Annotated in this window: 17 protein-coding genes; 8 read left to right on the top strand and 9 right to left on the bottom strand. The window is 70.1% G+C overall.

The features are described from left to right. Positions 1-231 precede the first annotated feature (231 nt). The 3 genes from PZE19_RS26135 (at position 232) to PZE19_RS26125 (ending at position 4,955) form a co-directional block, all read left to right on the top strand. The gene (locus PZE19_RS26135) at positions 232-2,853 is read left to right on the top strand and encodes an Ig-like domain-containing protein (RefSeq protein ID WP_277863543.1); all 2,622 of its coding nucleotides are present in this window, start codon (positions 232-234) and stop codon (positions 2,851-2,853) included. 97 nt (positions 2,854-2,950) lie between these two features. Further along, entirely contained in the window at positions 2,951-3,883 is a 933-nt protein-coding gene (locus PZE19_RS26130) for a cation diffusion facilitator family transporter (protein ID WP_277863542.1), read from the top strand. Between the two features lie 91 nt (positions 3,884-3,974). After that, positions 3,975-4,955, top strand: a complete 981-nt coding sequence (locus tag PZE19_RS26125) for a ThuA domain-containing protein (RefSeq protein WP_277863541.1) — start codon at positions 3,975-3,977, stop codon at positions 4,953-4,955. Between the two features lie 26 nt (positions 4,956-4,981). Here PZE19_RS26125 and PZE19_RS26120 read toward each other — a convergent pair whose 3' ends face one another. Then, positions 4,982-6,205, bottom strand: a complete 1,224-nt coding sequence (locus PZE19_RS26120) for a hypothetical protein (protein WP_277863540.1) — start codon at positions 6,203-6,205, stop codon at positions 4,982-4,984. Positions 6,206-6,473: 268 nt separating this feature from the next. Next, positions 6,474-7,337 (bottom strand): KPN_02809 family neutral zinc metallopeptidase, encoded by an 864-nt coding sequence (gene ypfJ, locus PZE19_RS26115; protein WP_277863539.1) that lies wholly within the window; start codon positions 7,335-7,337, stop codon positions 6,474-6,476. A gap of 350 nt (positions 7,338-7,687) precedes the next feature. Between ypfJ and PZE19_RS26110 the strand changes: the two genes are divergently transcribed. Together PZE19_RS26110 and PZE19_RS26105 are read left to right on the top strand one after the other, a co-directional pair. Continuing rightward, complete coding sequence (locus PZE19_RS26110) at positions 7,688-8,110, top strand: cytochrome c (RefSeq protein WP_277863538.1); 423 nt, start codon at positions 7,688-7,690, stop codon at positions 8,108-8,110. A gap of 82 nt (positions 8,111-8,192) precedes the next feature. After that, entirely contained in the window at positions 8,193-9,362 is a 1,170-nt protein-coding gene (locus tag PZE19_RS26105; protein ID WP_277863537.1) for a pyridoxal phosphate-dependent aminotransferase, read from the top strand. A gap of 182 nt (positions 9,363-9,544) precedes the next feature. Here PZE19_RS26105 and PZE19_RS26100 read toward each other — a convergent pair whose 3' ends face one another. Next, complete coding sequence (locus PZE19_RS26100; RefSeq protein WP_277862715.1) at positions 9,545-10,711, bottom strand: ISAs1 family transposase; 1,167 nt, start codon at positions 10,709-10,711, stop codon at positions 9,545-9,547. A 318-nt stretch (positions 10,712-11,029) separates the two neighbouring features. On the opposite strand from PZE19_RS26100, the gene PZE19_RS26095 reads away from it, so the two are divergent. From PZE19_RS26095 to PZE19_RS26085, 3 genes are all read left to right on the top strand, one after another. Further along, positions 11,030-11,308: a DUF1883 domain-containing protein gene (locus PZE19_RS26095; protein WP_277863536.1), complete on the top strand. Its 279-nt coding sequence runs from the start codon at positions 11,030-11,032 to the stop codon at positions 11,306-11,308. Positions 11,309-11,311: 3 nt separating this feature from the next. Continuing rightward, complete coding sequence (locus tag PZE19_RS26090) at positions 11,312-11,764, top strand: DUF443 domain-containing protein (protein ID WP_277863535.1); 453 nt, start codon at positions 11,312-11,314, stop codon at positions 11,762-11,764. A gap of 281 nt (positions 11,765-12,045) precedes the next feature. Continuing rightward, on the top strand, positions 12,046-12,300 hold the full coding sequence (locus PZE19_RS26085) for a UPF0175 family protein (RefSeq protein WP_277863534.1): 255 nt from the start codon (positions 12,046-12,048) through the stop codon (positions 12,298-12,300). A gap of 6 nt (positions 12,301-12,306) precedes the next feature. On the opposite strand, the gene PZE19_RS26080 is transcribed toward PZE19_RS26085, so the two are convergent. The 6 genes from PZE19_RS26080 to PZE19_RS26055 all read right to left on the bottom strand — a co-directional run bounded on the left by PZE19_RS26080 (position 12,307) and on the right by PZE19_RS26055 (position 18,676). Then, positions 12,307-12,723, bottom strand: coding sequence for a VOC family protein (locus tag PZE19_RS26080; RefSeq protein ID WP_277863533.1), 417 nt, complete (start codon positions 12,721-12,723; stop codon positions 12,307-12,309). Between the two features lie 57 nt (positions 12,724-12,780). Next, a complete protein-coding gene (fae, locus tag PZE19_RS26075) occupies positions 12,781-13,329 on the bottom strand; it encodes a formaldehyde-activating enzyme (protein ID WP_277863532.1) in 549 nt (182 codons plus the stop codon). 111 nt (positions 13,330-13,440) lie between these two features. Beyond that, positions 13,441-13,848 carry a DUF4259 domain-containing protein gene (locus PZE19_RS26070; protein ID WP_277863531.1) on the bottom strand — a complete coding sequence of 136 codons (408 nt, stop codon included), beginning with the start codon at positions 13,846-13,848 and terminating at the stop codon, positions 13,441-13,443. Between the two features lie 34 nt (positions 13,849-13,882). Beyond that, complete coding sequence (locus PZE19_RS26065) at positions 13,883-14,947, bottom strand: lipid-binding SYLF domain-containing protein (protein ID WP_277863530.1); 1,065 nt, start codon at positions 14,945-14,947, stop codon at positions 13,883-13,885. 132 nt (positions 14,948-15,079) lie between these two features. Beyond that, positions 15,080-16,990, bottom strand: a complete 1,911-nt coding sequence (locus PZE19_RS26060) for an esterase/lipase family protein (RefSeq protein ID WP_277863529.1) — start codon at positions 16,988-16,990, stop codon at positions 15,080-15,082. Positions 16,991-17,107: 117 nt separating this feature from the next. Next, positions 17,108-18,676: a trypsin-like peptidase domain-containing protein gene (locus PZE19_RS26055; RefSeq protein WP_277863528.1), complete on the bottom strand. Its 1,569-nt coding sequence runs from the start codon at positions 18,674-18,676 to the stop codon at positions 17,108-17,110. Between the last annotated feature and the right edge of the window lie 103 nt (positions 18,677-18,779).

Below are 18,779 nucleotides of genomic sequence, written 5' to 3'. Positions count from 1 at the left end.
AATCGCGACCGTGAGCAGCCGCCGACAGGGCCACACGTCGCACCGATCGTCGGGGCGCCGATCGCGAGGATACGCGGGCGCAATCTTGAATCAATGGACGAGGGCTTATAGCCTGGGTAGGAGCGAAGCGCCTCCCGGCCCGACGAGAGGGAGGACGCGGCGCAACCCCGGTATAGAGCCCGGCGACGACGCGGGGCAGACCCGGGGCGGACTCTTTCCGAAGAGACTGCGATGCTCTACAAGGCCCCGTTCGCCGTCGTGAAGCCGCGCCGCCGCCCGTCGCGCCCGCCCGTATTCGAGGTGCTGGAGGACCGAACCGTTCTGTCCACGGTCGCCGACTTCGAGTCGGGGTTCGCGCTCGGCGGCCAGGGCGCCGTCACCATTCGGGAGGCCGCCGGCACCGACGGGCCGTGGGTCGTGGGCTCGTTCACCGGGACCATCGACTTCGATCCGGGCGAAGGCGTGTTCGCGCTGACGAGCGCGGGGGGCGAGGACGCCTTCCTCGCCTCGTACGACCGCATGGGGAGGCTGCGCTGGGCCCGGTCTTTCGGTGGACCGGGGGACGATCGGATCAACGACGTCAAGTTGGATGACCGGCATTTCGGCCTCAATCAGCAGTACATCGTCGTCGTCGGGGCCTTCTCGGGGTCGGTGGAGTTCGGACCGGGTTACGGGACGACCCTCCTGACGAGCGAGGGGGGGACCGACGCCTTCCTGGCGCAATTCGCCGTCGCCGACGGCTCGCTCCACTGGGCCCGCGGCTTCGGGGGGCCCGGCGACGACGAAGCGACGGGGCTCGCCCTGGCGTGGGACCACCTGTTCGTCGTCGGGTCGTTCCGCGGGACCGCCAACTTCGACCCCGGCCTCCGGTTGGCCGGCTCGCCGCGAACGATGACGTCGGCGGGGGGGGCGGACGTCTTCTACGTCGACCTGGCCCGGGACGGCTCATGGTGGTACTCGTCGGCCGCCCGCGCCGGCGGTCCCGGGGACGACGGGGCCGTGGCCGCGAGCGAGTCGAGGATCCTGGGCACGTTCGAGGGGACGGCCGACCTCAGCTTCGGAGACGGTATCGACCTCAGGTGGATCTCCGAAGGGCCCATGCTGCGGACCAGCGCCGGCGGTCGCGACGGCTTCGTCGTCACCTTCTGGGGGGTCGGCGATCCCCGGACCCTCCGGACCTTCGGCGGACCCGGCGACGACCGGCCCACGGACCTGGCCGAGATCGACTACCGCTACACGACGCCGCCGCGGCCCAGTTACTACTACATTTCCGGCGCATTCGAAGGCCGGGTGGATTTCGGCGGCCCCGACGGCGCGGGGATCCGCACCTCCGCGGGGGGGGCCGACGGGTTCCTCGCGCGCTATGACGAGTCGACCGACGCTCTCGACTGGGTCGCCGCCGCGGGCGGCCAGGGCGACGACGCGGTCGAGGCGATCACGGCCCACGTCTTGAGCGTCTGGGCGACGGGAGGATTCACCGGCGACGTCGACTTCGACCCCGGGGCGGGCGTCCGCACGCTCCGCGACGCCGGCCGCGGCAGTGCGTTCCTGTGGTGCCTGGAGCCCTCGGGGAAGGTCGAGCTCGCCCGGTCCATGGGAGGGGACGGGGCTTCATGGGGCGTCGGCCTGCCGACGTTGAATTTCAAGAGCTTCGTCCTCGGCCGCTTCGAGGGGGCCGTCGACGTCGACCCGAGCCCGACGGGCTCCCGTGTCCTGACCTCGATCGGCCGGTCCGCCGCCTTCGTCGCGAAGTTCGTAGATACGCCCGACATGATCCCGATCGCCGTCGACGATATGTACCGCGTCGAGGCCGGCGGCGTGCTGACCGTCTGGCCCACGCCAGGACCCAGGATCGGCCTGCTCGCCAACGACTTCGCCCGCGTCGGGAGCGGATTCGTGACGATGGGGACGGTCTCGGATCTACGGCACGGCAGCATCTCCACGGGCTACCAGGGAGAGTTCCGTTACACGCCGAGCGCGGGGTTCGTGGGGACCGACTCGTTCACCTATCAGGTCCACGACGGCGACCTCGCCTCCAATGTCGCGACCGTCTACTTCACGGTCGTCGAACCCGGAGAAGGCCCGCCTCCCGAGTCGCCGGCGCTCTACCTCGAAGGCGAGGGGCGGGGCGTGTGGACCTGGTCGGCCGCCGGCTTCCATCAGATCAACACCGACGACCCCGAGGCCATAGCCGCCTCGGCGGACGGGACGCTGTTCCTCGATTTCGGCCCGCGCGGGCTGTGGTTCTGGTCGGAGGGCGCGTACCGCAAGCTCAACGACGCCGACCCCCAGACGATCGCCGCCGGGCCCGGCGGCTCGCTCGCAGTCGACTACGGATCGTTCGGGCTCTGGATCGGGAACGGTTGGATCCGGCCGATCAACGCCGCGGATCCGGAGGGCCTGGCGTTCGGCCCGGACGGGACCCTCTTCATCGACTACGGCCCTTACGGGCTCTGGCGGTGGCGCGAGGGCTATGGCTTCCGCCAGCTCAACGCGGCGAATCCCGAGGGCCTCGCCGGGGGCCCAGGCGGAGTCCTGTACGTCGACTATGGGGTATACGGGCTCTGGGACTGGCGCGACGGCTCGGGCTTCCGCCAGCTCAACTCCGGGAATCCGCAGGCGCTTGCGGCCTCACCCGACGGTTCGCTCTATCTCGACTTCGGGCCGTACGGACTCTGGCGGCGGGATCGGGACGCCGTCCTGACCAAGCTGGATTCGGACGATCCGCGCGAGATCATGGTCGACCTCGTCGGAGCGCTCGTCGTCGACCTCGGCCCCCGGGGCCTGTTCCGATGGGCCGACGGCGGATTCGAGCCGCTGGCCGCGGTATGGGACCTCGACGCGGGTGCGTGAGGACGACCGCCGGCCGGTTGCAGACCTGAGCTCCGCAGCTATGATAGGGGTCGCCGGGGGCGGATGCGCCGTCAATCGCGGCGGTGGACTTCGGCGCATGGGCGGTCGGACCTGGGAATCGGTCAAGCGGAACCTCTACCACGAGGCCGTGCGCGCGACGCTGCTGGGGCTGGTGGTCAACCTCGCGCTGGGCGGGGCGAAGCTGTTCGGGGGGATCGTCGGCGGGTCGCTGGCGATGGTCTCGGACGCGGTCAACTCGCTGGGGGACGTCTTCACCTCGTCCGCCATCCTGCTCGCCTTCCGGGTGGCCCAGAAGCCGGCGGACGCCGAACACCCCTACGGCCACACCCGGGCCGAGGCCATCGCGGGGTCGAACGTCGCGGTCCTGGTGATCGTCTCGGCCCTGATCGTCGGCTGGAACACGCTCCGATCCTTCCCGCCCGAGCCGACCACGGAGACCCCGCCGCTCTGGACCCTCCTGATCGCCGGCGTGAACGTGCTGATCAAGGAGGCGCTCTACCAGTTCAAGATCCGCCTCGGCCGTCGGCTGGGCTCCAGCGCCCTGACCGCCAACGCCTGGGACCACCGCTCCGACGCCCTCAGCGCCCTGGCCGTGCTCATCAGCCTGGCGCTCGTGCGGATCCTCGGGCCCCGCTACGCGTTCCTCGACGGCGTGGCGGGCATGGTCGTGGTGGCGGTGATCCTCAACTCGGCGACCCGTCTTTTGCTGTCCAGCGGCCAGGAGCTGATGGACGCCCAGGCCGATTCGGAGTTCGTCGAGGCGATCCGCGACGCCGCCGTGGGCGTGCCGCAGGTCCGCAAGGTCGACAAGCTCTGGGTCCGCAAGACGGGCCTGGAGTACCTGGTCGACATCCACGTCCAGGTCTCGGCCGCGCTGACCGTGGACGAGGGGCACCGGATCAGCCACCGGGTGAAGGACCAGCTCCTCGAACGCTTCCCGATCGTCCGCGACGTCCTCGTCCATCTTGAGCCGTTCCCGCACCCCCACGAGCACGCCGACCAGGCCTGAGCCGGCGCGGCGACCCGATCCCGGGCCGTTGCACGGCGGGCCCGCCGCCCTTATAACGGCGGAAACGGCCCCCTTCCCCGAGGTCCCACCCATGACGCGCGCCTTCGCCCGCTGGATCAGCCCGGCCTGCCTGCTCCTCTCCCTGACCCTCGCGGCGCGGGCCGGCGAGGGGCCGGCGAAGGCGCCCCACGTCGTCTTCATCTCGGGCGACGAGGAGTATCGCAGCGAGGAGTCGCTGCCGATGCTGGCGAAGATCCTCGAGAAGTCGCACGGCTTCCGCGTCTCGGTCTGCTACTCGATGGACGAGAAGGGGAAGGTCGACCCCGACGCGCTGGCGAACATCGTCGGCCTGGAAGCCCTCGACGACGCCGACCTCGTGGTCATGTTCACGCGGTTCCGCAAGCTGCCCGACGACCAGCTCGGCCGGATCAAGAAGTACGCCGAGAGCGGCCGTCCGATGATGGGCCTCCGCACCGCGACCCACGCCTTCAAGTACGACGGCGGCCCCCACGCGGCCGAGATGAACGAGGCCTGGGAGCGCAAGATCTTCGGCCAGAGGTGGATCACCCACCACGGTCACTTCGGCGACGGCAAGGAGATGCTGACGGCCGTCACGCCCAACCCGTCCGAGGCCGGCCACCCGGTCCTGCGGGGGGTGACGCCCTTCGAGACCTACTCGTGGCTCTACCACGTCGAGGGCGGCGGCGACTCGCTGGAGGGGGAATGCACGAAGCTGCTGACCGGCAAGGCGCTCAAGTCGGGCCACGCGAAGGAGTTCGCCCGGTTCCCCGAGACCAACCCCGTCGCCTGGACGAAGACCTACACCGGCGCGAGCGGCAAGCCGGCGCGGGTCTTCTTCACGACCCTCGGGCACCCGTTCGACTTCAAGGCCGAGCCCATGCGGAAGCTCGCCCTCAACGGCGTCTTCTGGGCGCTCGGCCTCGAGGAGAAGATCCCCGCCGAGGGGGTGAAGGCCGGCTTCGTCGAGCCTTACGAGCCCAACAACTCGGGCGTCGGCGGGTTCAAGAAGGACCTCGCGCCGGCCTACCTGGAGGCCGGCGCGAAGCCCTGAGGCCGGGCGGGTCGGGGCGGCCCCGCTCAGGCCGTCCTGGCGCCGAGGACGTTGACGGCGTCGGGCTGGGTGACCGTGCCGTCGGGGTTCACGACGGGCGTGATCCCGTTCGTCAGGAAGCTGAACCGACTCGTCCCGATGAAGTCACCGTTGACCTGGAGCTGATTGTCGATCGCCCGGCCGATCGCGAACTGGCTGCCGGGATTGACGATGACGTCGCCCTGGATGAATCCCGAGACGGCCGGGAACTGGGTCGTCGACTGGGTGCCGACGAGGGGCACGTTCAGGGTCAGCACGTTGGAGCCGGTCCCCGTCCCCTTGGGCGGCTGGGGGACGAGGCCCAGGTCGCGGGCCACGAAGAAGTTCGCCCCGTTCTCCAGGACCAGGTCGCCGCCGACGTTCAGCAGGTTCAGGTCGCGGCCGATGGCGATGTTGTCGCCGCTGCCGCTGATCGTGACGCCCTGGAGGACGTCGAGGGTGTTGAGGTCGCCGCCGGTGGTGATCGACGCGCCCGGCTGGATCGAGCGGAAGGCGATCCGGTCGATGGCCTGGGTGCCGCTGACCACGACGGGGCCGGTCAGGTCGGCGGTGTGGAAGCCCAGGATCGAGGCGATCGCGCCGCTGTTGATCGTGATCGAGCTGACGTCCAGGACGCGGCTCTGGTCGGCCTGGCCGTAGGCGAAGCTGTGGGCGTAGCCCTTGCGGATCGACCGCGGCAGCGGATTGATCGACAGCTCGGTGTTCGAGGTCGAGCCGTCGACGATGATCCCCACCGAACCGTCGGGCCGGGGATAGACGCGGACCGTCCCCTGGGGCTGGGGCGTCTCGGTCGGCTGGGCGATCGAGAGGGCCGTCGAGCCGGATCCCTGGGCGTAGGCGCCGGCCGAGCCCTCGGCGGCCGAGGTCTGCTGGGTGTTCGAGACGTAGCCGAGCTGGATCCGGAACCGGGAGCCGTCGTTGGTGACGACGTTGACCGACTGGCCGCCGCGGATCGTCTGGATCACCGGCGCGAGGATCGTCCGCGGGTTCTCGGAGACCCCCGGGGCGTCCTTGGTGAACGCCGGGAAGCCCACGACGCGGGCGACGCGGGGCGACGGGTTCGCCAGCAGCCGCTGCGAGAGGCTGAGGTATTGATGGAGCGAAACCGGCGACGCCGACATGACGACCCGCTCTTCGAGCCGGGCGTCGGCGGTCGCCGTCGGGCGGAACGTGTGACGCGGCGAACGGGGACGGTTCGACGAGGTCGACATGCGACGATCCTCCTTGATCGCGAGAGGCGAGGCGACGGTCGGCGGGAATCCTCCCCCGGACGGACGACCCGGCCGGGGCCCGACGCCGCGACAGGGACCCGACGAACTCCGTCGCCGGATCCCGAACTGCCCTCTCTATCGGCCCCCGGAGGACCTCGTCCGCTCCCAATCGCCCGCGCCGACGCGACGGTCGAGCGTCGGGCGAGGGTTGGTTCCGGCGCGACGATTGCGACTGTCGCGCCGGCTGGGGCGGTTGCGCCGGTTCGGGTCAGAGGCTCGGCGCGTTGAAGGTGTCGCCCTGGTTGACGTCGCCGGTCTGCAGGCCCTTGGTGAACCAGCGGACCCGCTGCTCGGACGTGCCGTGGGTGAACGAGTCGGGGACGGCGTAGCCCTGGGCCTGCTTCTGGAGCGCGTCGTCGCCGATGGCCGTCGCGGCCTTGAGGCCGGACTCGATGTCGCCGGTCTCGAGGATGTGCCGCTTCTTCTCGATGTGGTGGGCCCACACGCCCGCGAAGAAGTCGGCCTGCAGCTCCAGCATGACCGAGAGCTGGTTGGCCTCGGCCTTGCCGACCTGCTGCTGCGCCCGCGAGATCTTCTCGCTGATCCCCAGCAAGTTCTGGACGTGGTGGCCGACCTCGTGGGCGATCACGTAGGCCTGGGCGAACTCGCCGGGGGCCTTGAACCGGTCCTTCAGCTCGTCGTAGAAGGTCAGGTCGATGTAGACCTTCTGATCGCCGGGGCAGTAGAACGGCCCGACGTTCGAGCTGGCCGCGCCGCAGCCCTGGGTCGAGACCTGGCCCGAGAACAGGACGAGCGTCGGCTCCTCGTACCGCCGGCCCAGCTTGGCGAACTGCTCGGTCCAGACGTCCTCGGTCATCCCCATCAGGGTGCGGACGAACTGGCCCTGCTGCTTCTCCTCGGGCGACAGCTCGCGCGCCTGCTTCTGGGCCGCGCCGCCGCCCCCGCCGCCGGGGCCGCCGCCGAAGACCTGCAGCAGCGGCCGCGGATCGATCCCGAAGAAGGCGGCCAGGAGGATCACGATCAGCGTCCCGATCCCGCCGCCGACCATGGCCGGCGACATCCCGCGACGATCCTCGACATTTTCGCTCTCACGCCCGCCTTGCCAGCGCATGGGGTCGACTCCCGGGGTTCCGCATCGAATCTCGTATGGCCGCCCTCGATCCCGCCGCGGGACGGATCCGCGCGACCGTCATGAAGAGAGGGTATTTCCGGATCCCCGGGTAGGCAAGGGCCATGCCGCGGAGCCCGCCGAGAAACCCGGGTCCGGGAACCGCCGCACTCCGCACCCCGGCGCACGGGTCGGCGGGACGTCGCGGCGGACTGTTCTGGCTCGCACCCCGGCTTGCCGGTAGTCTATTCGGGTCGGATCGTGTGGCGGTCCGGCCGCGCTCTCCGACGACGCAACGTCGGGCCTCCGCGTCGGAGGCCCTGATTCTCGACGGCCTCATTGAGGAGTTCTGCATGAAGAGCCTGATCTGCGGTGCGAGCCTGGCCGCCCTGATCGTCGCCGCCGGCCTGTCGGCCGCGCGGGTCGACGCCGCGGCCGACGAAACGGCCAGCGTCGAGGTGGTGATGAAGAAGCTGTTCGCGGGCAAGTCCTCGCCGAACAACACCTTGAAGGCCGCGTCCAAGACCGACTCGCCCGACTGGACCAAGGTCAAGACGGCTTCCGAGGCGTTCTCCAAGTACGCCCCCGACCTGGGCAAGAACGACGCCCCGAAGGGGGACAAGTCCTCGTGGGCGAAGCTCACCAAGGCCCTCGCCGACGAGTCCAAGTCGCTGAGCACGGCCGTCGACAAGAAGGACGTCGCCGGCTTCAAGACCGCCGCCAAGAACATCGGCGGCTCGTGCAAGGCCTGCCACGACGCCCACAAGCCCGAGTGATTTTCGGATCCGACCTGGACCGCCGCCGCCGCCGCCAGCCCGCCGCGGCGGCGGTCCCGACCCGAACCCGGTACGTCGAACGATGCAGCATCCGTTGATCGCCGCGAAGGCCTCGCGGTTCACCGACAGCGTCATCCGCGGCATGTCGATCGAGGCCCGGCGTCACAACGCCGTCAACCTGGCCCAGGGGATGCCCGACTTCCCCGCCCCGCAGGCCCTCAAGGACGCCGCCTGCCGCGCCATCCAGGGCGACGTCAACCAGTACGCGATCACCTGGGGCGCGCACGACCTCCGCGAGGCCGTCGCCGAGCACGCCGCCTGGCACCTGGGGCTGGCCGTCGACCCCGAGTCCGAGATCACCGTCACCTGCGGCAGCACCGAGGCCATGCTGGTGGCCCTGCTGTCGATCATCAACCCGGGCGACGAGGTGATCCTCACCCAGCCCTTCTACGAGAACTACTGGCCCGACTGCATGATCGCCGGCGCGACGCCGCGGTTCGTCCCCGTCCGCCCGCCGGACTGGAAGTTCGACCTCGACGAGCTGGCCGCGGCCTTCAACGACCGCACCAAGGCCGTCGTGCTGTGCAACCCCAACAACCCCACCGGCGCCGTCTTCACCCGCGCCGAGCTGGAGGCCGTCGCCGCCCTCTGCCGCAAGTGGGACGTGATCGCGATCACCGACGAGATCTACGAGCACATCCTCTTCGACGGCCGCGAGCACGTGGCCATGGCCGCCCTCGACGGCATGTGGGAGCGGTCGGTGACGGTCGGCGGGATGTCGAAGACCTACTCCGTCACCGGCTGGCGGGTGGGGACGATCCTGGCCCCGCCGCACCTGACGAAGGCGTTCCGGCAGATGCACGACTTCGTCTCGATCGGCGCGGCGGCCCCGCTCCAGGAGGCCGGCGCGGTCGCCTACCGGCTGCCTCGCGACTATTACGACGCCCTCGCCGCCGGCTACCAGGCGCGCCGGGACCGGTTCTGCAAGGCCCTGTGGGAGGTCGGCTTCGAGTTCGAAGCGCCCCAGGGGGCGTACTACGTCATGGCCGGCATCGGCCCGTTCGGCGTCGACGACGACGTCGCCTTCGCCGACAAGCTGGTCCGCGAGATCGGCGTCGCGACCGTCCCCGGTTCGAGCTTCTTCCGCGACAAATCCCTGGGCCGCTCGTACGTCCGCTTCTGCTTCTGCAAGCGCGACGAGACCCTCGACGAGGCGGCCCGAAGGCTGCGGAAGCTGCGAGTGCTCACCTGACGACATTCCATGGTTCGCATGAATGGACCCCGCTTGGAAAGGAACCTCTCGAGTTTCCTGTACCAGTCGGCGAGGCGGAAGCGCCGCGAGCCTGCGGTTTTCGAGCTAACATTCGGAAAGTTCAGGCGGGCGGGGTCTCCAGCCGGCGACAGTCATCGGCGTCCGAGCAGGGCCAGCGCTCACTAACATGTCGATCCTCTAACGACTTCCATCAAGTAGTCGTCGCTCCATCCGCATCCGCGTCGCTTCATGGCGACGCTGTCCCGCCCGGGGTGCCGCTTGAGCAGGGACAGGCAGAAGCGATTCAGCCAGGCCATGTTCTGGCGCAGGTGCTCCTCTCGGATTCGCGACTCGTCCTCGCGGAAGGTCACGTCGAGGGTCCAGTGGCAGCCGTTCTCGATCCCCCAGCGCGAGCGGACCGCGTGGGCGAACGCCTTAGCGTCGGGCTCGACCGGCAGGCTGCTGATGTAGTAGCGGACGTCCTCCGCCGTCTTTCCCTCGCGGACGACCTCGGAGATCGCCACGCCGATCGACCTCAGCCCCCGCCACGCCTCGAAGCCGGGGAGGTCCTTCGGGGCCTCGAGCTGGATGTACGTCCGCGACTCGCGACGGCCGTGGGCCGCCTCATCGACCTGGAGGCGGCCGACCGGCTCCCCCGCGAACCCTTCGTCCCAACGCCCCAGGACGTGGGCGACGGCCGCCCGATGCAGCGTCCCCTGGTTCCCCTTCAGCGCCAGCACGTAGTCGCCGCCGGCGGCGACGACCGCCCCGGCGACCTCCCTCTGGCAGCCCATCGCGTCGATCGTCACGACGCCGCCGGAGACGTCGATCAGCTTCAGCAACTCGGGGATCGCAGCGATCTCGTTCGACTTCTCATCGCAAGCGACCTGGCCCAGCGACAGGCCGTACTCGCTCGCCCAGGCGGTCACCGAGTGCAACGCCCCCAGGCCGTTCTTGCGGTCGTGGCTGCGACGCAGGGTCTTGCCGTCGATCGCCAGCGTGGGCCGCTCGACGCCCGTCTCGGCCGCGGCCTCGTCGCGCAGCGACCGCAGCCAGGCGGCGAAGCACGGCTGGAACGCCTCGGGCCGCAGGGCCATCAACACGCGCCGGAAGACGTCCTTGCACGGCACCCCGTTCGGCAGCGGCAGGATCGACTCGAGCAGACCCCGCTTGAACGCCGCCCACCGCGCGATCGCCGTCGGCCCGGAGGCCCCCGCCAGGACCGCGACCAGGGCGATCACCACCACCGAGGCCAGCGGATGCTTGCGATTGATCTCCGACCGCGGGTCATCCAGGTCCTGGAAGAACGCCGCCACCTCGTCCATACCGAACCGGCTCGCATCCGCCATCGACCGACCCCCGTCCCCCGCGCCGTGACGCCGCCTGGAGATGGTCTAACCGATGACTCGATCCGGCGCAAGCCGCCAGACTCCGCCGAATCTACCTATAAGTGCGCGCTGGCCCTGGCGTCCGAGAGAGGGCGGCTCGAACCTCTGGGATGAAGGAGCCGAGGATAAAGGCGGAAGATGCGGCGTACGATCCAAAAGCCGAGATGCAGAGATCGGCTGCAGGAATCCTGGATGACCTTGTAGAATCGGGAAAGCCGGTTTGTTTGATGCGCCGAGGATGTGGGGCGTCTCATAGCCTCCAGCCTTTGAGAGGGAGACATGAACTTCCTTCACCAAGAGTTCGACGTAGGCCCGGACGACCTGATTGAAGTCACGCTCGACGGGCAGGCGAATGTGATGCTGCTAGACACGGCCAACTTCGAAAACTACTGTGCCGGGCGGGCCTTCCAATATTACGGCGGGCTGGCGAAACAGTCGCCCATGCGGCTCTCACCCCCGCACCAGGGTCGATGGCACCTGGCCGTCGATCTAGGCGGCTATGGCGGGACTGTCAAAGCCGGCGTGAGGCTCCATCGCGGCGTAGGAGCGACGAGGTAACGGATGCCGCCCCGTAAGAATCAGAATCCTAGGCCTACTCCCCCCATCGTCGTCTACGCGCCGCTCGGCGAGTTGAAGGTTTACGAGCTGTCCGAGGCGGAATTCGAGCGCCTGGCGGAAGGACCGACAGGCCAGCTGCACTTGAATTTCGCCCTCGCCATGCTGCCGACAGCGCTTTCGATACTCGTCACCCTTCAGACGGCGACCATTGAATCGAACCGCATTTACACGTCGTACCTCGTTGCTTTCTGGCTGCTGCTCGTCCAAGGGCTGATCTCGCTCTTCCGATGGTGGCACTCCAATCGCTCCCATCAAAAGCTGATCGACGACATCCGTGCCCGTATGCCGAAGCGTCCCGGGATCGCCGAACAGATGCCCTCGACCACGGTCCTGCTTGAGCCGGGGCCTGTACCCGCCATCGACGCTCAAGACTCGCCACCTGATGCAGTGGAATAGGGATAGGCGCCGATCGCCCTTTTCCCCGCCTTCGTCAGCTTCGGCAACCCCCGTCGCTTCCTTGCGAGTCGGCGATAGTCCGCTGCCTCGTGGTGAGTGAAGCAGCGTTCGTGGAACGGCCAGACCTTCTGCTTCAGCAAGGGCGACGAGGCGGCCCGTTGCCTTCGGAAGCTGCGCGTGATCGCATGAATCGCGATCGCTCGACGGCCTCGATTCCGGAGATGTAGGATGGGGTGATCGGGAGGGGAAATCACCGATCCCAGCCTACGGGAGTTCCGGCCATGCCCGTCGTGATCTCCGATGAGACGCTGCAGCAGGCGGGCATGACGGAACGTGAGGCCGTCGTCGAGATCGCCTGCCGCCTGTTCGACATCGGCAGGTTGAATCTTTGGCCCGCCGCGAAGATGGCGGGAATGAGCCGCGTCGAGTTCGAGCAGGAACTCACGGGCCGGAAAATCCCGATCCATCGACCGACCCCGGAAGACTTCGCCGACGACGTCGCCACGCTGGAACGGCTGAGAAATCGTTCGTTGTGACCGCGGTCAGGATGCCGAGGCCGGGCAGCCGATCTCCCAGTGGTGGCCGAAGGGGTCGACGACGCGTCCCAGACGCCAGCCGTGTTCCTCGCGGACGGGGTGGACTTCCGAGGCGCCGGCCTTCAGCGCCCGGGCGAAGACGACGTCGGGGTCGGGCACGGTCAGGATCATCCGCGCCGTGCCGCCGCCGAGGGACTCGGGGCTGAAGTTGCCGTGCTCGGGGGACTCGTCGCCCACCCAGAATTCCGAGCCGTCGATCGAGAGCCTGGCGACCAGGGCGCCGTCCGGGTCTTCGAGGCGGAAGGACTCCACGGCGTCGAACGCCGCCTTGTAGAAGGCGACGGCCCGCTGGCTGTCGCGGACGGACAGCCAGGCCGCGACCGTGCGCGGGAAGATGTCGATCGTCGGGGGATCTTTTTCCATGACCGCTCCGGGGTGACGTGGGGACGGCCTTGAGATTCGAGGGTCGGGTCGACGCGATCAGAGCTCGCCGTCGAGGCCCAGCTTGTGGAAGTAGTGCTCGACCTGATCCTGGTTCTCCAGGAGCCAGTCGATCGTCGGCTCGTTGCGCAGGGCCTTGCGGATGACCTTGGCGGTGGCCTCGCGGTGGACGTCGAAGAGGGCCTTGTGGTCGAGGTCGTCGACCTCGACCACGGCGGGGTCGAGCCAGACCGAGTAGATGATCCCCAGGTCGTTCACCTTGTCGCGGGGGATGTCGCCCGAGCGGACGGCGTCGAGGACGCCGTGGGCGATCGCGGCCTGCACGGTGCCCATCAGGATGTTCGTGTACTCGGCGCTCTTGACCGTGACCTTGCTGACCATGATGGTCGCGGGCCGGACCTGGACGTCGCTGTTGAGGATCGCGAAGACCCGCGAGTGCCCCTTCACCTGGTCGCCGATCAGGTTCGCGAACGCCTGGCCGACGGGGCCGTCGAACTCGCCGATCACGATCTCCGGCTCGGCGCAGAGGTAGTCCTCGGCCCCTTCCACCAACGCCTCGCCCGTCCGCAGCAGGATGCGCTCGCTCATCGTCGTCCCCCGGTCTTGCTCGCCTCGCCGATCGCGAGCCTCAGGATACCGGATCGGCGGGCGTCGGGGAATCGACCGGCCCGCGAGTCGCTTCCATCGGCGACCCGGGAGCTAGGAGCCGGCCCCGCTCACCCGGCGAGACAGGCTCTCCATCTCTTCATGCCATGCCGCCGAGTCCGGGGTCTCCTCCCAGAGGTCCTTCAACTCCGAATCCTGGAGGATCCGCTCGATGGCGAGCCGGGCCTTCTCGACGAGCTTCGGCTCCGGGGCCTCGCGTCTCGAGATCCAGTCGGGGAGCCCGTCGGGGAGTTCGGCCGCCGGCCTGCCGAGGGCGATGGCGACGACCTCGGCCGCGGCGATCGCGACCGACGCCGTCGGCGCTTCGAGCCAGTCGTCCTCGGCGTCTAGGACGGTGTTCAGGGCCTCCGCAACCGGCTTCCACGTCGGGTCGGCCAGGAGGTCGGCCACGAAGTCGGCTGCATCGTCGTTCTCGAAGCCGCCGTGTCCCCAGGCTCCCATCGGTCGCCTCCTCGCTTGACATGCGGTGGTCGGGTCAGGGCTTGGGCGGGTCGAGGGGCGGGACGTCGTCCAGGTCGATGTCGTCGGGCTCGGCGCTGGGCTTCGGCTTGGGCTTCGACTCGACCCTGGGCAGGGGCTGATTCTCGGGACGCGCCGGACGCGGGTCGGGGACGGCGGACGGCAGGTCCTCGTCGTTGGCGTCGGTCGAGGGCCGCGGGGCCGGCTTGGCGCTCGGGAGCGGGTCGAGGTCGCCGTCCTCGACGATCGGCTCGGGGCGGACGACGCGGGGGCGGGTCCGGGGCGCGGGCGTCGCGCGAGTGGTCCGGGGCGCGACGACGTCGTCGCCTTCGAGGATGATGGTCTCGCCCTGGATCACCTCGCCGGGGGCGACCGGGACGGGCGAGGCGGTCTTCTCGGCGAGGAGGGCCTGGAGCGACTCGGCCTCGACGGGGACGGGGAGCGTGCTGTTGATGGCGAGGATCTCGCCGACGGAGACCGGCCGGCCGTAGTAGTTCATGTTGGCCCGCCAGTCGATCTGGAGCGTGCCCCCCTCGGCCGAGACGCCGGCGAAGACGCCGCGGCTGTTGGAGTACGAGAGGATCTCCGACTTCAGGGCGACGTCGGTGCCGGCCTCGAACCGCTTGCCGACCGGCCCGGCCGCCGCGCCGACGTCGACGCCCAGGGTCAGCTTGTCGCGCCCTTTGATGAAGCGGTCGAGCCCGCGCTGGGTCTGGAAGACCAGGATCAGGTCGGTTTTCTGCGCCCCGGCCTGGAACCCGAAGCTGCCGCCCATCAGGTGGATGAAGACCGGGTTGCTCCAGGTGCCGTCGGGCTGGCGGACGAGCAGAACGCCGCGGCCGAACCGGGCGCCGATGACGAAGCCGGCCTTGAACATGCCCGGGATGATCGCGATCCCCTGGGCCTTGCGCATGACCAGCCGGGGCATGCCCGTCTTGGGGTTGCGCGTGACCTCGCTCATCGCCTGGCTCGCCTGGCCGACGACGACGTCGGGCGGCTTCTGCGCCCGGGCCGCGGTCAGCGGCGTGAGTCCGAGGACGACGCTAAGGGCGGCGAGTCGCAGCCGGGTCGGGGTCCGCATCGGGATTCTCGCTTTCTCGAAGTCCGCACGGGGCGCGCGCCGTCGACCGTGCGGACGGCGTGGATTCGGGGGGCTTGTACCCGGGCGGCGATTTTTCGTCAAGTCGAGCGGCCCGCGTGCCGAGGGGCCGCGTCAGCGGATCAGGCGGAGGTCGAGGGGCTCCTGGTCGTGGGCGACCTGGGCCTTGATCCGGGGGTCGGCGGCGGCCTCGTCGAACCGGAGGGGGGTGGGGCCGTCGGGACGGGCGGCGTGGAGGGTCGGCGGCGAGCCGGCGGCGATCGCGCGGCGGTCGGCGGCGTATTCCTTGTGGTGGAGGATCAGGATCCGGCGCATCTCGGCGATCGCGGGCTCGGTCTCCTGCGCCGTGTGGCCGCTGGAGACGATCAGCTCGGTCATCGCGCCGTCGATGTGGGCGCTCAGGTACGGCACGACGCCGTCGCCGCCGGTGGGGAGCGGCTCCTTGCCGTTGAAGCCGATGATCGAGTGGTACGGCAGGTCCTCGCGGATCGGCAGCGTGGAGACCGCCTGGAGGACCGGATTGGTCAGGCCGAGCTGCGCGACGCTGGTGGCGTAGCGGCGGTTCTTGAAGTCCCACGAGACGTCGTCGCCGCCGTTGAGCTTCGCCAGCGCCCCCTGGACGTCCAGGACGTCCTTCGGCACGCGGATCAGCCGCGAGGCGACCCGGCCGATCCAGGCGTCCCCCAGGGGGCTGCCGTGGTGCGGCGTCGCCACGAAGACGGCCCGCTTGACGGTCGGCACGGGCGCGAAGAACATCGAATCCATCAGCATCCGCTTGGGCTCGTCGGCCAGCACGACGTCGTCCGGCGACTTCGCCGTCGCGGCCTGCCAGAGCCGGCTCTCGCTGTCGCTGACCATCAGCCGGGTCAAAACGCCCCCCATGCTGTGGCCGATCAGGATCATGTCGTCGAGCGCCGGGTCCCGCTCCATCGGGTCGAACTCGTCGCGGATCGAGATCAACGACGACCGCAGGCGGGCGGCCGAGGTCAGGATCGGGTTGCCTGTGGAGTAGAAGAACATCCAGAACTGGTACTTCTTGCGCAGCTCGGGGTCGCCCCGAAGCTCGTTCAGGGCGTTGGACCAGGCGCCGGGGCTGGACATCAGGCCGTGGACGAAGACGACCGGGATCTTGCCGGGCTGGTACGGATCCATCATGAAGAGGCCCGTCCGGCCGTCGTACTCCGAGGGGTAGAGGACGCCGAGGCTGCCGATGAGGTCGAGGTTCCCCTCGTGGAACTGGCGGGCGAGGCCGATGGTCATGTCGTAGGCCAGCGGGAGCGCCGGGCCGTCGCCGCGGGTCCACGTCATGTCGGGCTCGCGCACCGGGTCGCGCAGCTCCAGGACCGCCTTCGGGCCGCCCGGCCCGCCGGGGCGGACGACGGCCGAGGCCGAGCGGAAGAGCTGCAGCGGGAAGTGCTTCTCCGACGGGTCGGTCAGGTCGACGGCGCCCTCGACCGTCCTCACGCGGTTCTCGACGCTGCGGGCCATGCGGATCACGACCGGCGCGCCGACGCCGCCCTGCCCCATCGTCCGCCGGAAGCCCTTCACCTCGAACTGCTGGGCCGGCAAGACCTCCTGCCAGAGCGCGGCGTCGTACAGGGCGACCCGCCCCGCCACGGCCGTCCCCGACTGCTCCATCGCCGCCCGCCACGAGATCCGCTCGGACTTCACCCGGCGGTCGGCCGTGGCCAGCAGGTACTCGATCGCGCGGCGGTACGTGGCGCGGCCGTCGACCGCCTCCGGCGAGCCCTCGGCCGCCGAGAGGGCGGGCAAGGCCTCCAGGGCCGCGTCGCGGAAATAGGTGATCGCCCAGGCCGGGTGCTTCCGGTCCAGCTCCAGCCCGGTCCGGATCAGCGCGTGCGCACGGCGGTTACCCGCCGGCCCCTGCGAGGTCGTCTCGACGACCTCGTGCGTCTCCCGGCCGACGATCGGCCGCTGATGGACGACGATCGAGGCGCAGCCGCCCGCCGCCGTCGTCGCGACGACCGCCGCCAGCAGCCAGGCCCCCCACCATCGCCGTCTCATCCGCCGCACGTCTCCATGGCCCGGCCGTCGCCGTCGACAGGAACTCGGCGGGGATTTTAGCCGGATCCGCGATCCTGTCAGCGCCAAACCCGGGCGAGGAGCCTTCGGCCGCCCGGCTCAGGGCGTGGGGGCGACCGGCGGGAGGGCCGGCGGGACGTCCGGCGCCGCCTGCCCCGGCGGCTGGTCCTGCATGGCCTTGGGGCCGAGGATGACGAGGCCCGTGCCGCGGCCGTCCTGGGAGAAGACGACGAGGGGGAGCTGGCGTTCGAGGTCGAAGTTGCGGATCAGCGCGAGGAACTGCATCAGCGACTCGACCGGCGTCTTGCCGACCGCGACGATCCACATCCCGGGCCGGAGGCCGGCGTTGAAGGCGGGGCCGGCGGCGACCACGCGGTCGACCTCCACGATCGTCCGGGGCTTGCCGTCCCCCTCCGGGGCGCTCGCCTCCTTGACGCGGAAGCCCAGGGGGGCGATCTCGGGGTTCGTGGGCGATTCGGTCAGCTTCACGGTCGCCGTGCGCTCGGCGCCGTCGCGGTAGTAGACGACCGGGACGTCGACCCCCGCGCCCAGGTCGGCCGTGACGTACCGCAGGCCGGTCGGGTCGTGGACGGGGCGGCCGTCGAGCGAGACGATGACGTCGCCGGGGTGCAGGTCGGCGCGGGCGGCCGGGCCGTCGGGGAGCACGCCACCCACGACCACGCCGCCGGCCCCCCCCGGGAGCTTCAGCGCCCGCGCGGTCTCGCCGTCGAGCGGCTGCATGGCCACGCCCAGGAAGCCCCGGGTCACCTTGCCGTCCTTGATCAGGGCGTCGACGATCCGCTTCGCCAGCGACGAGGGGATCGCCAGGCCGATGCCCTCGTAGCCGCCCGACTGGGTGATGATCGCCGTGTTGATGCCGACGATCCGCCCCGAGAGGTCGACCAGCGGCCCCCCCGAGTTGCCCGGGTTGATCGCGGCGTCGGTCTGGATGAACGACTCGTACTCGGCGATCCGCAGGTCGTTCCGCTCGGTCGCCGAGACGATCCCCGCCGTCACCGAGTGGTCAAAGCCCAGGGGGCTGCCGATCGCCAGCACCCAGTCGCCGATGTCCAGCTTGTTCGAATCCCCCCACTGCGCGGCGGTCTTGAGCGGGGTCTTGACCTGCAGCACCGCCAGGTCGGTCTTGGGGTCGGCCCCGACCAGCCGCGCCGGGACGTCGTCGCGGGGGCCGAGGCGCACGACGATCTGCTCGGCGTCCTGGATGACGTGGTTGTTGGTGACGATGTAGCCGGCGGCCGCGTCGATCACCACGCCCGAGCCCAGCTCGCTGCGGACCCCCTCGCGCTGGCTGGGCGGGACGCCGAGCTGCAGCCCGTGGCGGCCGACGCCGGGATTGCCGCGGAACGACCGGACGTTCACGACCGCCGGCGAGACGGCCGTCGTCGCCAGCCGGAAGAGCCGCGAGGCCTGGCTCACCGCCCCCTGCTCGTCCAGCTTCGCCAGCGCCGCCGACGCCGACTGCGCCCGCCCCGCCTCCCACGCCCGCCCGGCCCGCTCGGCCACGAACGGCACGCCGTAGACCGCCAGCACCGCCAGGCTCAGGAGCGCCAGGATCATCACGAACCCCCGCCTCACCGGCGGGGTCGTCGGCCTCGGCGGCGGCGCGTCGTACCCATACCCGTCATCCGTCTCGTTGTACGACGCCATGTGCGAAACGACCCCCGATCGGCTGGGCGCGAGGTGCAAGTTGCGTGGCCGTCCGCCATTGTGAGGGCGGGAGGCGGCGAAATCAACCGTCGCAGCCCCCCGG

Source organism: Paludisphaera mucosa, assembly GCF_029589435.1.
In the GTDB taxonomy this organism is placed as follows: Bacteria; Planctomycetota; Planctomycetia; order Isosphaerales; family Isosphaeraceae; genus Paludisphaera; species Paludisphaera mucosa.
Note: the sequence above shows the minus strand (reverse complement) of the source record. Positions and strands in the feature narration are given on the sequence as shown.

What these genes read in the sequence shown, in the direction of transcription:
- PZE19_RS26135 (WP_277863543.1), top strand. Translation starts at nt 232, where the DNA reads ATGCTCTACAAGGCCCCGTTCGCCGTCGTGAAGCCGCGCCGCCGCCCG.
- PZE19_RS26130 (WP_277863542.1), top strand. Translation starts at nt 2,951, where the DNA reads ATGGGCGGTCGGACCTGGGAATCGGTCAAGCGGAACCTCTACCACGAG.
- PZE19_RS26125 (WP_277863541.1), top strand. Translation starts at nt 3,975, where the DNA reads ATGACGCGCGCCTTCGCCCGCTGGATCAGCCCGGCCTGCCTGCTCCTC.
- PZE19_RS26120 (WP_277863540.1), bottom strand. Translation starts at nt 6,205, where the DNA reads ATGTCGACCTCGTCGAACCGTCCCCGTTCGCCGCGTCACACGTTCCGC.
- ypfJ (WP_277863539.1), bottom strand. Translation starts at nt 7,337, where the DNA reads ATGCGCTGGCAAGGCGGGCGTGAGAGCGAAAATGTCGAGGATCGTCGC.
- PZE19_RS26110 (WP_277863538.1), top strand. Translation starts at nt 7,688, where the DNA reads ATGAAGAGCCTGATCTGCGGTGCGAGCCTGGCCGCCCTGATCGTCGCC.
- PZE19_RS26105 (WP_277863537.1), top strand. Translation starts at nt 8,193, where the DNA reads ATGCAGCATCCGTTGATCGCCGCGAAGGCCTCGCGGTTCACCGACAGC.
- PZE19_RS26100 (WP_277862715.1), bottom strand. Translation starts at nt 10,711, where the DNA reads ATGGCGGATGCGAGCCGGTTCGGTATGGACGAGGTGGCGGCGTTCTTC.
- PZE19_RS26095 (WP_277863536.1), top strand. Translation starts at nt 11,030, where the DNA reads ATGAACTTCCTTCACCAAGAGTTCGACGTAGGCCCGGACGACCTGATT.
- PZE19_RS26090 (WP_277863535.1), top strand. Translation starts at nt 11,312, where the DNA reads ATGCCGCCCCGTAAGAATCAGAATCCTAGGCCTACTCCCCCCATCGTC.
- PZE19_RS26085 (WP_277863534.1), top strand. Translation starts at nt 12,046, where the DNA reads ATGCCCGTCGTGATCTCCGATGAGACGCTGCAGCAGGCGGGCATGACG.
- PZE19_RS26080 (WP_277863533.1), bottom strand. Translation starts at nt 12,723, where the DNA reads ATGGAAAAAGATCCCCCGACGATCGACATCTTCCCGCGCACGGTCGCG.
- fae (WP_277863532.1), bottom strand. Translation starts at nt 13,329, where the DNA reads ATGAGCGAGCGCATCCTGCTGCGGACGGGCGAGGCGTTGGTGGAAGGG.
- PZE19_RS26070 (WP_277863531.1), bottom strand. Translation starts at nt 13,848, where the DNA reads ATGGGAGCCTGGGGACACGGCGGCTTCGAGAACGACGATGCAGCCGAC.
- PZE19_RS26065 (WP_277863530.1), bottom strand. Translation starts at nt 14,947, where the DNA reads ATGCGGACCCCGACCCGGCTGCGACTCGCCGCCCTTAGCGTCGTCCTC.
- PZE19_RS26060 (WP_277863529.1), bottom strand. Translation starts at nt 16,990, where the DNA reads ATGAGACGGCGATGGTGGGGGGCCTGGCTGCTGGCGGCGGTCGTCGCG.
- PZE19_RS26055 (WP_277863528.1), bottom strand. Translation starts at nt 18,676, where the DNA reads ATGGCGTCGTACAACGAGACGGATGACGGGTATGGGTACGACGCGCCG.